Below are 14,140 nucleotides of genomic sequence, written 5' to 3'. Positions count from 1 at the left end.
GCGGCGACGATCGTTCGGCACAGCCGGAAGCTCATCCTGAAACTGGCTCACGACTTTCCATACCGCCATGCGTGGAAGCGAATCGAAGCGCGGCTGGCGACCATGTCAGGTTAGAGATTCCCACAATTTTACATGGAAAACCAAAAGCCCCTTGCGGTGGGGGAGGGGGGAGGAATACCTTTCAACGCTGACGGGGAGTTGTCTGGCTGGGAACTTCCCTGTTATTTACAGGGTGTTATGCGCTAACATCTCGTGATTTTACCGAAACAATGGGCTTTCGAAATTTAGGTTGAATCTTGCCGCCCCAAAGCACGCTGTACAGCGCGATGTCCGATTCAGCGTGACCGTCTTCCAGACGGATCCCCGGATCGACCACCCGAATACCGGGCGCATGGTCGACGACCGAGATGTTCCCGGGATCTTCGACGCGCCACATCAGATTGGTCGGAATCCAGTCGTTTTGGATCTCCGACCAGGCGTAAACCCCGATGGTATGCGGAATTTCATTGAAGAGGCATGAAAAATCCAAATAATTGTAATATGCGTCATCAAAATGGCCCGGACAGGATGCCAGATCGGGAGATCCGGAAGACGGATACAGAATCCCCAATTTGTAGTCGTCCGCGTCGTCAATTTCGATAAAGTAGAAGGATCCGTACAGCCTGTACCCTTCGCCTTCAGGCTCCATCCAGACGGGAGAGACCTGTTGGTCCATCGTGATCAGGTGCACCTGTGCCCCCGTCGAAAACGCCCGGACTACGAAATCCGTTTCATTCCCCCAGATGCAAATGCCTCCGACGGGATCAACCGAAAAGCGGTGGTTCGACGATTCCGGGACGAAGCAGTTCCCCGGTTCGAGTTCAAACGCATACCGGACATATCCATTTCCCGTAACCGGGGCTTCCGAAAACGGGATGTCGTCTCCGCCACCGCTGCTTTTGCGGATTTTCAAATCATCGATCGGCCCGTCCGCGAAGACGTAGAGATGTCTTTCATTCGACCCTTCCGCTCCGGCAACGCCCGTTCCCCCGATGCCGGCGGGCAGCGCCAGCGACAGCATCAAGGCAACCAGCAGCAGGACGGCCGTCCGCCCCCCTGGCAATCCCCTCATCCATTCCCCGCTCCCTTGTCGATTCATGTCATATCGTGAATTACGCTGTTACCAACCCATATTTTACAACAACACATCTTCGAAATCTCCATCCGATCGACAGGTTTGACCAACATTTTTCGACATTTCCCGGTCGTTATTCCGGCATGGGAAAATCCCCATCTTCCCCCCGTTCCCCCGCGGCTGAACCAAAAAAGCTCCCGCCCTGGCGCGCCGAAAACACGCCAAGCAGGAGCTGTCGAAGCCGGCCGCTCAATTCCCCGGCCGTTGCAGCCGCTGATCGATCGCGATCAGGCTGTCGCGGGCCCGGCCCTTGACGAACACGTCGAACCTGTCTTCGAGGCCGGTCTCCTCCGCGTTGATGAAGATCCGCTGCGCCTTCGTCAGGAACGGCAGCCGGTTCACCGGCGCCACCTCCAGGCTCGTGCCGATCACAAGCACGACGTCCGCCTCCCGGATCGCCTCCAGCGACGTCTCCCACGCCTCCGCAGGCAGCGGCTCGCCGAACAGCACCACATTCGGACGCAGCCTGCCGCCGCACGGGCACGCCGCCTTCCGCAGGAACGCCTCTTCTTCATGAGGCGCGCCGCATGCGTGGCAGCGGAACGTGCGGATTGTGCCGTGCAGCTCCTCCACGTTCCGGCTGCCGCCAAGCTGGTGGAGCCGGTCCACATTCTGGGTGCAGATGCGGGCCAACTTGCCCTGCTGCTCCCACTCCGCCAGAATGAAATGCCCCGCATGGGGCACGACCGTCCGGAGCTGCCGGATGCGCTCCGCATAAAATTCGTGGAACAGATCGTACCGATGCTCGAGCGCCTCGACCGTTGCGACGGTCCGGGGATCGATGCTGCGCCACCAGCCGCTCCGGGAGCGGAAATCTTTCACGCCCGAATCGACGGACATGCCGGCGCCCGTGATGAGCACCAGCTTCCGCGCATCCCGGATCAGCACCGCCGCGCGTTCGATCGGACGATCCCCGTCGCGTTGCATCCTGCCTCCATCCATTGTTGTCAACCCCCATCCCCGCCGCATTTGCCCCCATTATATCGCAATCCGCCGGCGAAAATCGCGACGTTCCCGTGCGTTTTCCGCAGAACAGCAAACGAAAGATTGATTGTGATTGTGGATTCTGAAACTTCTTCCTATAATGATTGTTTAACAGCGATATATCCCGACGCGAGTGAACATGTCGACCGTGGGCATGGAGCGCATCCTAAGTGCGTACCCATACGAAACGGGAGGAGCAACCGGACGCCCGACCGCAAGGGGTTGGGGAATACGCGGCGTACCTGGATGAGATTCGGAGATTCGAACAGGCCCGGACATCTCTTGCTTCAAGTTCCGGTCGACAAGGAGGCGATAAACCGCATGTCTTCGAATGCCGACAAGATTGAAACTTTGCGGAATATCCTGAACGATTCGGACCACATCGTGTTCTTTGGGGGAGCGGGCGTATCGACCGAGAGCGGCATTCCGGACTTCCGGAGCGCCGGCGGCCTGTACTCCGAGCGGGTGGGGCATCTCTCGCCGGAGGAGATTCTGTCGCACACGTTCTTCATGAACCATCCCGAGGAGTTCTTCGCATTTTACAAGAGCAAGATGATTTACCGGGACGCAAAGCCCAACGACGCGCATCTCGCGCTGGCCCGCCTGGAGCGGGAAGGCCGGCTGAAGGCCGTGATCACGCAGAACATCGACGGCCTCCATCAGGCGGCCGGCAGCCGGGAGGTGCTGGAGCTGCACGGCTCCGTGCACCGGAATTACTGCATGGACTGCCGCCGGTTCCACGACCTGGACCACGTGCTGGCGTCGGAGGGCGTGCCGAGGTGCGTCGACTGCGGCGGAATCGTGAAGCCCGACGTCGTGCTGTACGAGGAAGCGCTCGACATGGACATCCTGGGACGGTCCCGGCGGTACATCGAGCAGGCGGACGTGCTGATCGTCGCCGGCACTTCCCTTCGGGTCTATCCGGCCGCGGGGCTGGTCGGATTCTTCGGCGGCCGTCATCTCGTGCTGATCAACAAATCGCCGACGCCCTACGATCACGCGGCGACGCTCGTGATCCAGGACAGCATCGGCAAGACGCTGAAGGCCTGCGTGGGTTGAACGAGAGTCGATGCCGATTCGGCAGCTCACCATCGGGGGGGTGATTGACATGAGCCACAAAAAGAAATTTGTGGGAACCCGCTTCACTCCTTCACGAGTCAAGCAAGCATTTGAACGGACGATGCGGGATAAATACCTCGTGTCCAGAATGCCGATCGAAGAGTGGGAGCGGATCCTGAAGGATTTCAACTATTGCTGCGCCTATTGCGGCACGAAGGAAAGCCGGAACTCACGGTTGATCCCGGATCATCTGATCCCACAAAGCCGTAACGGAGATCTTGTGTCGGGGAATTGCGTTCCCGCCTGCGGCCGTTGCAACGATTCCAAGAGCAAATTTGACGAAAATCCGACAAAAACATGGGAAGATTTCGTTCGGCACAAATTTCCGGAAGACGCGGAAAAGCGAATCCTTGAAATCAAGCAAAAAATTGGTATGACAGAATATAAGGCGCTTCCGCCGGAAGCAAGGCTGACGCAGAGACAACTGGCAATCGCGGTTGAATTGAAGGAGGAATTCCAGAAATTATACAGGAAATTGGAAGAGTACTATAACAGCTGAAATCAACAGCCTTCCGTACATCCCACCATACACCCCATTTGGCCCGCGTGGCTCCCTGTCATCTCCTCCCTGTATAATAATTCCATATACGGATTCTGCAATTTAAAGGAGTCACCCAAATGCAAGTACGACGCGTCTTCGGGGCATACCGCGATCTCATCGGCATCATCTGGGCCGAAGCTCCCGGCATGGTCGCGGTCACGTTCGCGCTCACCGTCCTCACCGGGCTGCTTACGCCGTTCGGCGTCTACGTCAACCGGAACGTGTTCGACGGCGGGCTCATGGTGGCGCGGGGCGAAATGGCCTTCTCCTCGTATGCGGTTTTCCTCGTCCTGTTCGTCCTGCTCGCCATCCTGCCCACGCTCATCGAGGGATACGTCTACACCTACGTGGAGAAACGCTCGCTCCTCATTCTCCGGACGGCCTACAAATCCCGCATGCTGCAAAAGCTCCGGACGATGAAATACGAGCATTTTGAAAACGAGGCCTCGGCGGAGATCATCGACAAGGCGTATCACCGGATGGAGAATTCGGCCCGTCACCTGTGGCCGATGTACGTGCATTGGCGCGGCAGTTCCCTGATCGCGGGGCTGGGCTCGCTCGCCTGGGTGGCCGGCATCAAATGGTGGCTGCTCCTCACCGTCCTGATCCCGTACATCATCCAGACGTGGATCGTCGCGCGCAAGAACTACAACATTTACAACGAGCTCGAGACGTACTGGAACCGGGAACGCCGGTACACGACGCTGGGCTGGTATCTCCTGGACCGGCTGTTCGTGCGGGAGATGAAGGCGTACGGGAACGCCGGTTACCTGATCGACACGTACGCCCGGCGGCTGAACGAGCGGAACCGCGACTACGAGCGCTACTATTTCAAGCATCTCCGCGCCCTGCTGTTCGGCAGCAACATCAGCAAATTGAGCTCGATCCTGAACGTCGTCCTGCTGCTCGTGCTGTTCGTGAGGGGCGACATTACGGTCGGCCTGTTCATCGCGATGGCGCGCCTCCTGTTCGGCGAGATCTACCATCACCTGGACAGCTTCGCGGGTTTCCTGAAATGGTCCGGCTACCACATCAACACCTACGAATACAAGGACAAATTTTTCGCGTTGTCGGACGAGCCGGAAGGCCGGAGACGGAACCGCCCGCATCATGCGACATCGAATTCCGGGACGTCTGGTTCCGCTATCCCGGCACGGACCGGGATATTCTGCAAGGGCTTACCTTCACGATCCGCGCCGGCGAGAAGGTGTCGATCGTCGGCGAGAACGGCGCGGGCAAGTCGACCCTGATCAAGCTGCTGCTCGGCCTGTACACTCCCGACCGCGGCGAGATCCGGATCGGCGGCCGGAACCTGGCCGACTTCCCTCCGCACGTCCGGGCGAAGTTGTTCGGCACCGTGTTCCAGGACTTCCCGCGCTACAGCATCACGCTGCGGGAGAACATCGGCATCGGGGACATCGACGCGCTCGGCGACGAGGAGCAAATCCGGCGCGCGGCCCGGAAGGGCAAGGTTGACGCGTTCGCGGACGGGCTGGTCCACGGCTATGACACGCTGCTCGGCCGGGATTTCGAAGGCGGCGTCGACATCTCCGGCGGCCAGTGGCAGCGGATCGCGATCGCCCGCGCGATGATGGGCGACAAGCCGATCCTGATCCTCGACGAGCCGACGTCGCAGCTCGATCCGATCGCGGAAGCGGAGCTGTACCGCGAGTTCGCGGCGATGGTCGAAGACCGCACCGCGATCATGATTACGCACCGGCTCGGATCGACGAGGATCACCGACCGGATCTTCGTGATCGACGGCGGCCGGATCGCCGAGGAAGGCACGCACGGGGAACTGATGCGCGCGGGCGGGATCTACGCCCGGATGTTCAACGCACAGAAGCAATGGTACCGGCGGGAGGAAGGAAAGGAGGCGACGGTCCGTGTCTGATCCGGCTTTGGCAGCGCGATTCGAGGACAACACCGCCGCGTTCGAGCGGGACATCCTGAAGGAAAACAAGCCCTCCTTCCGGTACCTCATCAGGCTGTTCCGCTATGTCTTCTCGTCGGCGAAGGCGATCTGCGGCATTTTCCTCGGGCTGTCCGTCCTGCTCAGCCTTCTGCAGCCGCTCGCGGCGTTCCTGTGGGGCCGGTTCATCGACGGTGCGAACGCCCTCGCGGAAAGCGCGGACGCGCAATGGGTGCAGCTTGCGTCGCTCGTCGGGCTGACCGTCCTGTACGTCGCGCTCGATTTCGTGATCGGGCTGATCAACCGCTACGTTTATGGCGGCGAGGACATCGAGCGGCTGTCGAAGGTGCACGACCACCGGCTGCAGGAAAAATTCCTGGCCGGACTGTTCCGCAAAATCGCCCGCCTGTACCCGGAATATCTGGAGGTTCCGCGCATCCACGACATCATCGCCCGCAGCTTCCGCTCGATCGGCGGCGAGTGGAGCCCGCTCCAGCGGGGCGTCATGATCGAGGGGTAAGCGATCGCCGCGAGGGCGGTCTCGGTCGTCACGGTGGCGGTTTCGCTGTATCTTTTTCACCCGCTGCTCAGCCTGATCGTGCTGCTCGCTCCGCTCCCGACGCTCTACACGACGTATGTCGGGAACAAGCTGGAGTTCCGGTTCACGCGGGACAACACGAAGATTTTGCGCGAGGCGGATTACTACCAGGGCGTGCTGCTCGGCCCGTCCGCGAAGGAAGTGAAGGTGCTGAACCTGTTCGACTTCTTCTTCGCGAAGTGGAAGGCGCTCGCGGACGACTACCTCATCCGGGAGACGAAGAACCAGCGGAACGTGTTCCTGCTCGGCGCGGCGGGCGGCTTCGTCGCGAACCTCGCGAACGTCGCGGCGAACGTGTTCGCGATCGTCCTGCTGACGCGGGGGGAGCTGTCGATCGGCGCGCTGGGCGCGGTGCTCTCGCTGAACGGCACGCTGATGGGCAATACGTCGCAGCTGTTCGGCTCGATTGCGAAATTTCTGGCGAAGAAGCACGAGGCGGTGCAGTTCTTCGAGCTGATCGATCTGAAGGAGCAGGAGACGGGAGACGAGGACGTCGGGCCCGCCCTCGACATCGAATGCCTGGAAGCCCGGAACGTCAGCTACCGCTATCCGCTGACGGACCAGTACCGGATCCGGAACGTGAACTTCACGATCCGCAGGGGCGAGAAGGTCGCGTTCGTCGGGGAGAACGGCGCGGGGAAATCGACGTTCGTCAAGCTGCTGACGGGGATGCTGGAGCCGTCCGACGGGGAGATTCGGATCAACGGCGCACCGGTCCGGCGGCAGGATGCCGCCGGCCGGTACGACGCGCTAGCGATCGTGTTCCAGGAGCCGTCGCGGTTCAACATGTTCACGGTCGCGGACAACGTCTTCCTCGGCGACACGGCCCGGCCGCGGGACGAGGCGGCGATCGACACGGCCCTCGCGTTCGCCGGCTTCGGGGGCGCGGACCGGGACGCGCTGCTCGGCCGGGACATCGGCGGCACGGATCTGTCCGGCGGCCAGTGGCAGAAGATCGCGATCGCGCGCGCGTATTACCGGGGCCGCAACTTCGTCGTGCTGGACGAGCCGACGAGCAATCTGGACCCGCTGGCCGAGGCCGAAATCTTCCGCCGGTACATGGCGATGTCCGGGGACAGGACCGTCATCATCGTCACGCACCGGATCAGCGCCGCGGCGCTCGCCGACCGGATCGTCGTGTTCAAGGACGGCGAGATCGTCGAGGACGGCACGCACGACGAGCTGTTGGCCGCGGGCGGCGAATACGCGCGCCTCTATGCGGCGCAGGCGGAATGGTATGACCGGTAGGCATGGGAAAGAAGCGGGGATTTGGGGGTCGGTCCGGGGAGTCGGGGCGACGTCCCGCCTTCACCCGCCGATATACGACATGTCCACCTTCCGACGCCGCAGCCCGGCGAGGGCCGCTCGCTCGTCGGAGTAGCGGTCCGTGCGGCGCGTCCAGACGCGGACGACCGCCTCCCGGATCTCGTCGTCCGACGCGCCGCCGCGCAGCATCGCCCGCAGGTCGAAGCCCTCCGAGGCGAACAGGCAGGTGAACAGCTTGCCGTCCGAAGACAGGCGCGCCCGCGTGCACGTCGAGCAAAACGATTCGGACACCGACGTGATGAACCCGATCCGGCCCCCGCTGTTCACGTAGCGGTAATATTCCGCCACTTCGCCGCAACGGGACCGGCCCTCGGGCTTCAGTTCGTGCGCCCGCCCGAGCAGTTCCAGCATCTCCCGCTTCGTGACGACCTTCTCACGGCTCCATCCGATGTCGTTGCCGACGTCCATGAACTCGATGAAGCGCAAGGTAATGCCGCGTTTCCGGAAATACTCGGCCATCGGGATGATCTCGCCCTCGTTCACGCCCCGCTGCACGACCATATTGACCTTCACTTCGAAGCCGATCTCCCGGGCGAGATCGATGTTGGCGAGGATCCGCTCCGGCCCGATTCCCCGGCCGTTCATCCGGCCGAAGATGTCCGGATCGAGCGCATCCAGGCTGATGTTGACGCGGCGCAGCCCGGCCTCGTACAGCCGCCGGGCGTGATGGTGAAGCAGGTGGCCGTTCGTCGTCAGCGCGATGTCCTCGATGCCGTCCACGGCGGCGAGCCGCCGGATCAGCTCGTCGAGATCGCGGCGCAACAGCGGTTCCCCGCCCGTCAGGTGTATATTCCGCACGCCGAGCGAAGCGAACAGGCGGGCCAGGCGCCCGATCTCGCCGAACGTGAGCAAATCCCGCTCCGGCAAAAACGGATGGTCATCCCCGAACCGTTCCCTCGGCATGCAATACGTGCAGCGGAAATGGCACCGGTCGGTCACCGAGATCCGCAGATCGCGGAGCGGCCTTTGATATGGATCCGTCACGGCCTTCGTCATGACACCCGTCACGGCATCCGTCACGGTGGCTTCCCGCGCGCCCCGCATGCCCGCGTCCGCCTGGTGTGCCTCCTTCATGCTCCGCATGCCCGCGTCTGCCCCGGGCGTCTCCATCATTCCCTGCATGCCACCGTCCGCCATATGCGACTCCTTCTTACCGCGCATTTTTCTGCAAAGTATAGCACATCCGCCGGTCGAAGACATCACGTCTTGCCATTTTTGTTCCGCATGACAATTCGCGACGCCGCAGCCGCCCGCGCCGACGAAAAACACCCGGCGGACCGGAAGCGGTCTTTTCCTTCGGGGAGCGTCTGATATACTGGGATCAGATGACCGGATTGGATACGGGAACCGGAGTGGAGAGAACATGACGAGACGATGCAGGGGGACGGTTTGGCCGGTCCTGTGCGCCGTCCTGTCCGCGTGGTTCGCGACGGCCGGCTGCGGAACTTCTGCTTCCCCCGATCACGGGGCGGAGATCCTCGTATTCGCGGCGTCCAGCCTGACGGACGGCCTGCAGGACATCAAGGCCCGGTACGAGGCAATCCGGCCGCACGTGACGGTCAGGCTGAACGTCGGCGCGAGCGGCGCGCTGCGCCGGCAGATCGAGCAAGGCGCGGCCGCCGATCTCTTCATCTCCGCCGACGGGAAGAACATGCAGATGCTCCTGGACCGGCGATGGATCGACGAGTCCCGGCATGCCGCGCTGCTCTCGAACGAACTGGTCGTCGTGGTGCCGGCCGGTTCCGATCTCCGGATCGATTCGATCGACCGGCTGCTTTCAGAAGACATTCGCCAAATCGCGATCGGGGATCCGGACACGGTGCCGTCCGGGTCGTACGCCCGGGAAGCGCTGGAACATTCGGGACTCTGGGACGCCGTGCGGGAAAAAGCCGTATACGGCAGCAGCGTGCGTCAGGTGCTGGCGTACGTCGAGACCGGCAACGCCGATGCGGGATTTGTCTACAGAACCGACGCGCTCGCGTCGGATCAGGTGAGGATGGTGCATGCGGTGGATCCGGCCAGCCACAGCCCGATCCTGTATGATGTCGGGATCGTCGAGACATCGGAACACAGGGACGAAGCCGAGGACTTCTATGCATTTCTGCGGGGTTCGGAAGCGCGCGGCGTCTTCCTGCGGCACGGCTTCGGCGTCGTGGAGCAGCGATGATCCGCATGGACGGCATGGGTAGCATGGGCAGCATGGACGGTATGGGCAGCATGGACCGCTTGGACCGCGCTTTCGATTGGGACGCGTTCCTTGAGCCCGTATGGCTTTCGGTGAAGATCAGCTTCACCGCCAGCCTGCTGGTCATGGTGCTCGGCATCTGGACCGCCCATCGCATCGGCGGACGGAGGTTCTTCGGCAAGACGCTGCTCGAGACGGCGCTTCTGCTCCCGCTCGTGCTCCCGCCGACCGTCGTCGGCTTTCTCCTGCTCGTGCTGCTCGGGCGCCGAAGCTGGATCGGCAGGCTGTGGGAATGGTGGTTCGACCGGCCCGTCATCTTCACCTGGCACGCCGCGGTGATCGCCGCCGTCGTCGTCGCGTTCCCGCTCGTGTATCAGACGCTCAAGGCCGGCTTCGCGTCGGTGCCCTGCGAAGTGAAGGACGCGGCGCGCCTGGACGGTGCGGGCGAATGGCAGCTGCTGTTCGGGATCTTGCTCCCGCTCTCCGCGCGTTCGCTGGCGGCCGCCTATGTGCTGGGGTTTGCGCGCGCGCTGGGGGAGTTCGGCGCGACGCTCATGGTGGCGGGGAACATTCCCGGCAGGACCCGGACAATTCCGACCGCGATATACGCGGCGGTGGAGACCAACCAGTGGCAGCTTGCGGGGCTGTGGAGCGCGGCGCTGGCGTGCATTGCGTTCGCGCTGCTGCTCGCCACCCGGCCGCGGAGGTAGGTCAGGCCGCTCTTCGGGAACTTCGCGGGAACTTCCACCTTCCGGCTTCCGCCCCGCCGGGAACATTTCACCCCGCCGGAATCTTCCACCACCGCGCCGGAATTTTCCACCATCCCGCCGGGGTGCTCCACCCCTCCGCACCCCTCCGGGATCATCGCCTCCGAACCGGACAAGCGCAAACGCTTCCCCCATTTTGTCGAATGTTCGCTTTTCGCCCAAAATAAAAGCAAAAACTTCCCCTCTATCCACCCGGACCCCTGAAAATCGGAGACCCCGTCGAGAATGGCGGAAGTTTTTGCCTCTGTTATTGCATTTCCGGCCCAAACCCGCGCAATGGCGCAAAATGCTCTTCTATTTCACCAACCAGTCATTCACCAGGCGCGCGGGACAAGAGGGGCGGCCGGCGCCCGCTCAATTCCCTTCCTTCGTCGGGCCCATGACCCCCGGCACGGGCAGCCCCGCCTGACGGAGCAGCACGGTCATCTGCCCGCGGTGGTGGGTCTGGTGGTCGATCAGTTTCCGCAGCACCGCGCCCCGCGGCACGACGCCGGCGAACGTCTGGATGCTTTCGACCAGTTGCTCGTCCGTCAGGTTCCGCTCCACCGTGCGCTTCACATCTTCCGCGACCCGGGTGTACGCCTGCACGATCTCGGCTGCCTTGTCGGGCTGCTTCTCTCCCGCCGGCTCAATGTCGAAGCCCAGTGTCTTCATGAAGAACACCGGCGCGTTCGCCAGGTGCCAGCCCAGCCAGCCGAGCGTGTTGTGCCCTTCCACGATGGCCTGGCCAAGCTTCTCATCCGTGACCGCCTGCAGCACCCGAAGGGTGCCTTGGACCGAATCCGACCAATCGTTGAGGAAATCCTGCACCGTTCTGTACATGGCTTTCGCTCTCCTCGCTGCGAGTAGTGTGGGGTTTCTCCATCAGCATTTTACCCTGCCCGGGCGAAAATGGAAACCGGAAACGGAGTCCCGGCCGCCCGCCGTTCCGCGCCGCTCAAGCCTCCCGGATCCTGTCCAGCAGCTCGTCCCACGACCGGACCACGAGGAACGGCTTCACCGGTGCATCGTCCGGGACCCCCGCGCCGGAATGGTCGAACCAGACGCCCCTGATCCCCAGGCGCCCGGGCGCCGCAATCTCCCATTCGTAGTTGTCGCCGATCATCCAGGCGTCCTCCGCCGACACGCCGAGCCGCTCGAGCGCGAGGCGGTAGATGCCCGCTTCCGGCTTGCCGACGCCGACTTCGCCTTCGATTAGGACGCAGTCGAACAGGCCGGACAGGTTGAAGCGGCGGATTTTGGACCGTTGCATCTCCGCGCCTCCGTTCGTGACCAGGGCGAGCCGGACGCCCATCGCCCGGAAACATCCGATGGCTTCCAGCGCGCCGGGGAACAGCCGGACCTGTCGGTCGCGCTCCTCACTGAAGGCGACGGCGATCCTGCGCGCGAGCGACGGGTCATGGATGTTCCACCGCTCCAGCACCATGGCGACGATCTCCTGCCTGGCGCGCAGCAAATCCCGCCGGCCGAGCCGGTGCCTGTCCGGATCGCTCCAATACCAGTCGGCCCTCTCCAGCATGGCCGACGCCATCTCCCGGGCCGCGGCGTCCCCGATGCCCGGCAGGCAGGCCCGAACCGCGCGCAGCCAGCATGGGCCGATGTCGGCGCCCACATCGAACGTGATGATGGTGTCATCCAGATCCGTCAGGATCGCCTTCGGCAGCCGGATCGGCATGCGCACCACCCTCCAGGACTTCCTTCAACCGGACGCCCGCGCCGGGCTTTGGCCTGCCGTAACGGGCGTTCAGGTCGTCGACGATATCCCGGGAATCCGCCCACGATATGACGGATATCGGCGCTTTCGATTTCCCGCATCGGAATCCCCGCACCGGACGGTGTCCCCCGGCGTCGGGCCGCCGTGATGCTGTGACAGGACGGACCGCCGGGTCCGATGCGCACATCATGGCCGGGCAATTCCTTCCCGGGCGGGATGGGGCTTTCGATCCCGGACGCCACGCGCATCCCTTCCTTCCGATCCGTATTGCCAAAATGCCGGATTCCATGACAATTTCTACAAAAGCAAAAAAGACTCCTGCCTGCCGCAAGAGTCCGTTCCGCAATCCGTTCCCCGTTCCGCGATCCCTTCCGAGCGCATTCCGCCGTCGGGCATGCCCGGGCCTTCGCCCGTCCGCGCGATGCCGCGGCGCCCCGCCACGGGTCCGTGCGCCGGATGCCGGCCGCCGTTCAACCCGCCAGCAGCGCGTCGACGATCGCCTTGTTCGCGCGCTCGTTCTTCTTCAGATGACGCAGCCGTTCGCCGGACAGCAGGTCGATGGGACCGAGCGGCATCTCCCCGCAGATGTCCGCCCCCGCGAGCGGCCGGGTCCGCTTCAGCTCGCGGATCACGTCCAGCAGTTGACGCAGCGACATGCTGCCCTGATCCCAGTCCGTGGCCGCGTGGTCCGGACCGAGCACGTCCTTGTCCACGCTGATGTACAGCGGCAGGCCGGGCGCCAAGGCGCGGACGGTCCGCGCGATCATCTCCGCCGTCATGCGCCGCACGTCCCGCTCGGGGATGACGGAAACCTTGTCGGGCCATTCTGCTGCCCCGCCAGCGGCCGGAACGTTCGCGCCGATGATGATGACGCGCTCCAGGAGCGGCAGCGTCTCCAGCGCGCAGCTGACCCAGGAGCCGCATGACAGGTACGGGCTTCCGTCCCCCATCGCCAGATCGGTATGGTGGTCGAACAGCACGAGCGAGAACGGCTGCCGGATCTCGGACAAGAGCACGTAGGTGACATAATGGTAATTGCCCGGGCCGATCAGGGTGACGCGCCGGTGCTTGCGCGACCGCAGCCGGCTTCGGATCTTTCGCAGGGACTCGCCGGTGCAGTAACCGCGACACCCGCTCAGATCGGAGAAGTCGATCCATTCGGCCGGATAGGTTTGCAGCGAAGCCTGTTTTTGCAGCGTACCGTCGAAATTCAACAAGGAAATTCCGCTGTCCGCCGTGCTTTCCATTGTTCCAAACCCCCAATGTTCAAGCGTCGCTCAAATCTTGGGTGTCTTCACAATGAAAAATGGCTCCCGTGGCAGTCGGAATTTTCACTTGGTCAACGATTGCGCCGGTTGCCGCAAAACGAAGCCTTCGTGTAACCAATCTTAAAATGTCTTGCCGCGGGTATGCAAGCGTGTGGCATCTCCGGTTCCGGGTTCTGTATAAAATTTTATCCTGAATTTCGAAAGTAAAACTCTTTTAAAAACATAAAAAGGGCTCCTGTTCTTTGGTAGAATGGTGTTTGACGAAAAAAACTCCAGCCAAAGAAAGGAGCACCTTTAAGGTGAAGTCTACCACACCCGTCGGCAAAATCAAGACAGAATTTTCCCTGCGACATGCGACCAGTTTCGGAGGCGCCAAAATCTTTCTGGAATACCTCGAGAAAATCAAGCTCGCCAAGGCGCTGCAGGGGCTATCGTTTGCGAAGGCAAACAACTCGTTGTTTCCCCTCTACCGCATCCTGCTGTATCTCATTGTCGGCTGGGTGCTCGGCTGCCAGCGGCTCTTTCATTTTCGCAAGTTGCAATATGATCCGC

At 62.4% G+C, this 14,140-nt stretch carries 14 protein-coding genes and 1 pseudogene; 9 read left to right on the top strand and 6 right to left on the bottom strand.

Features of this window, described 5'->3' with window-relative positions; genetic code table 11:
• Positions 1–235: 235 nt before the first annotated feature.
• On the bottom strand, positions 236–1,111 hold the full coding sequence (locus A9Z00_RS10055; protein ID WP_296976628.1) for a hypothetical protein: 876 nt from the start codon (positions 1,109–1,111) through the stop codon (positions 236–238).
• 252 nt (positions 1,112–1,363) lie between these two features.
• Positions 1,364–2,101 carry an SIR2 family NAD-dependent protein deacylase gene (locus A9Z00_RS10050; RefSeq protein ID WP_296976625.1) on the bottom strand — a complete coding sequence of 246 codons (738 nt, stop codon included), beginning with the start codon at positions 2,099–2,101 and terminating at the stop codon, positions 1,364–1,366.
• Between the two features lie 378 nt (positions 2,102–2,479).
• On the opposite strand from A9Z00_RS10050, the gene A9Z00_RS10045 reads away from it, so the two are divergent.
• The 6 genes from A9Z00_RS10045 (at position 2,480) to A9Z00_RS10020 (ending at position 7,576) form a co-directional block, all read left to right on the top strand.
• A complete protein-coding gene (locus tag A9Z00_RS10045; protein ID WP_296976623.1) occupies positions 2,480–3,217 on the top strand; it encodes an NAD-dependent protein deacylase in 738 nt (245 codons plus the stop codon).
• Positions 3,218–3,266: 49 nt separating this feature from the next.
• On the top strand, positions 3,267–3,776 hold the full coding sequence (locus A9Z00_RS10040) for an HNH endonuclease (protein WP_296976621.1): 510 nt from the start codon (positions 3,267–3,269) through the stop codon (positions 3,774–3,776).
• 119 nt (positions 3,777–3,895) lie between these two features.
• Positions 3,896–5,068, top strand: coding sequence for an ATP-binding cassette domain-containing protein (locus A9Z00_RS10035; RefSeq protein WP_296976618.1), 1,173 nt, complete (start codon positions 3,896–3,898; stop codon positions 5,066–5,068).
• On the top strand, positions 5,026–5,712 hold the full coding sequence (locus A9Z00_RS10030) for an ATP-binding cassette domain-containing protein (protein ID WP_296976615.1): 687 nt from the start codon (positions 5,026–5,028) through the stop codon (positions 5,710–5,712). Before A9Z00_RS10035 ends, A9Z00_RS10030 begins: the two co-directional genes overlap by 43 nt.
• Entirely contained in the window at positions 5,705–6,250 is a 546-nt protein-coding gene (locus A9Z00_RS10025; protein WP_296976612.1) for a hypothetical protein, read from the top strand. The genes A9Z00_RS10030 and A9Z00_RS10025 overlap by 8 nt, the downstream gene beginning before the upstream one ends.
• A 33-nt stretch (positions 6,251–6,283) precedes the next feature.
• Positions 6,284–7,576: an ABC transporter ATP-binding protein gene (locus A9Z00_RS10020; protein WP_296976609.1), complete on the top strand. Its 1,293-nt coding sequence runs from the start codon at positions 6,284–6,286 to the stop codon at positions 7,574–7,576.
• 60 nt (positions 7,577–7,636) lie between these two features.
• Here the strand turns inward: A9Z00_RS10020 and moaA are convergent, their stop codons facing one another.
• Positions 7,637–8,650, bottom strand: a complete 1,014-nt coding sequence (gene moaA / locus A9Z00_RS10015) for a GTP 3',8-cyclase MoaA (protein ID WP_296976636.1) — start codon at positions 8,648–8,650, stop codon at positions 7,637–7,639.
• Between the two features lie 367 nt (positions 8,651–9,017).
• Here moaA and modA point away from each other — a divergent pair, with 367 nt between their 5' ends.
• Together modA and modB are read left to right on the top strand one after the other, a co-directional pair.
• Positions 9,018–9,821: a molybdate ABC transporter substrate-binding protein gene (gene modA, locus A9Z00_RS10010; RefSeq protein WP_296976606.1), complete on the top strand. Its 804-nt coding sequence runs from the start codon at positions 9,018–9,020 to the stop codon at positions 9,819–9,821.
• Between the two features lie 14 nt (positions 9,822–9,835).
• Positions 9,836–10,549: a molybdate ABC transporter permease subunit gene (modB, locus tag A9Z00_RS10005; protein WP_483316293.1), complete on the top strand. Its 714-nt coding sequence runs from the start codon at positions 9,836–9,838 to the stop codon at positions 10,547–10,549.
• 411 nt (positions 10,550–10,960) lie between these two features.
• Here the strand turns inward: modB and A9Z00_RS10000 are convergent, their stop codons facing one another.
• The 3 genes from A9Z00_RS10000 to A9Z00_RS09990 form a co-directional block, all read right to left on the bottom strand.
• Positions 10,961–11,428 (bottom strand): DinB family protein, encoded by a 468-nt coding sequence (locus tag A9Z00_RS10000; protein WP_296976603.1) that lies wholly within the window; start codon positions 11,426–11,428, stop codon positions 10,961–10,963.
• Positions 11,429–11,543: 115 nt separating this feature from the next.
• The gene (locus tag A9Z00_RS09995; protein WP_296976601.1) at positions 11,544–12,281 is read right to left on the bottom strand and encodes an HAD family hydrolase; all 738 of its coding nucleotides are present in this window, start codon (positions 12,279–12,281) and stop codon (positions 11,544–11,546) included.
• A 509-nt stretch (positions 12,282–12,790) separates the two neighbouring features.
• Positions 12,791–13,534 (bottom strand): arginase family protein, encoded by a 744-nt coding sequence (locus A9Z00_RS09990; protein ID WP_296976598.1) that lies wholly within the window; start codon positions 13,532–13,534, stop codon positions 12,791–12,793.
• Positions 13,535–13,887: 353 nt separating this feature from the next.
• Here A9Z00_RS09990 and A9Z00_RS09985 point away from each other — a divergent pair.
• Positions 13,888–14,140, top strand: a pseudogene (locus tag A9Z00_RS09985) (IS1380 family transposase); the annotation flags it as partial.

Origin of the sequence: Thermobacillus sp. ZCTH02-B1, from assembly GCF_002159085.1 — a bacterium.
Lineage (GTDB): Bacteria > Bacillota > Bacilli > Paenibacillales > Paenibacillaceae > Thermobacillus.
The sequence above is the reverse complement of the archived record's forward strand: the minus strand, read 5'-3'. Positions and strand labels throughout refer to the sequence as shown.

What these genes read in the sequence shown, in the direction of transcription:
- A9Z00_RS10055 (WP_296976628.1), bottom strand. Translation starts at nt 1,111, where the DNA reads ATGAGGGGATTGCCAGGGGGGCGGACGGCCGTCCTGCTGCTGGTTGCC.
- A9Z00_RS10050 (WP_296976625.1), bottom strand. Translation starts at nt 2,101, where the DNA reads ATGCAACGCGACGGGGATCGTCCGATCGAACGCGCGGCGGTGCTGATC.
- A9Z00_RS10045 (WP_296976623.1), top strand. Translation starts at nt 2,480, where the DNA reads ATGTCTTCGAATGCCGACAAGATTGAAACTTTGCGGAATATCCTGAAC.
- A9Z00_RS10040 (WP_296976621.1), top strand. Translation starts at nt 3,267, where the DNA reads ATGAGCCACAAAAAGAAATTTGTGGGAACCCGCTTCACTCCTTCACGA.
- A9Z00_RS10035 (WP_296976618.1), top strand. Translation starts at nt 3,896, where the DNA reads ATGCAAGTACGACGCGTCTTCGGGGCATACCGCGATCTCATCGGCATC.
- moaA (WP_296976636.1), bottom strand. Translation starts at nt 8,650, where the DNA reads ATGACGAAGGCCGTGACGGATCCATATCAAAGGCCGCTCCGCGATCTG.
- modA (WP_296976606.1), top strand. Translation starts at nt 9,018, where the DNA reads ATGACGAGACGATGCAGGGGGACGGTTTGGCCGGTCCTGTGCGCCGTC.
- modB (WP_483316293.1), top strand. Translation starts at nt 9,836, where the DNA reads ATGGGTAGCATGGGCAGCATGGACGGTATGGGCAGCATGGACCGCTTG.
- A9Z00_RS10000 (WP_296976603.1), bottom strand. Translation starts at nt 11,428, where the DNA reads ATGTACAGAACGGTGCAGGATTTCCTCAACGATTGGTCGGATTCGGTC.
- A9Z00_RS09995 (WP_296976601.1), bottom strand. Translation starts at nt 12,281, where the DNA reads ATGCCGATCCGGCTGCCGAAGGCGATCCTGACGGATCTGGATGACACC.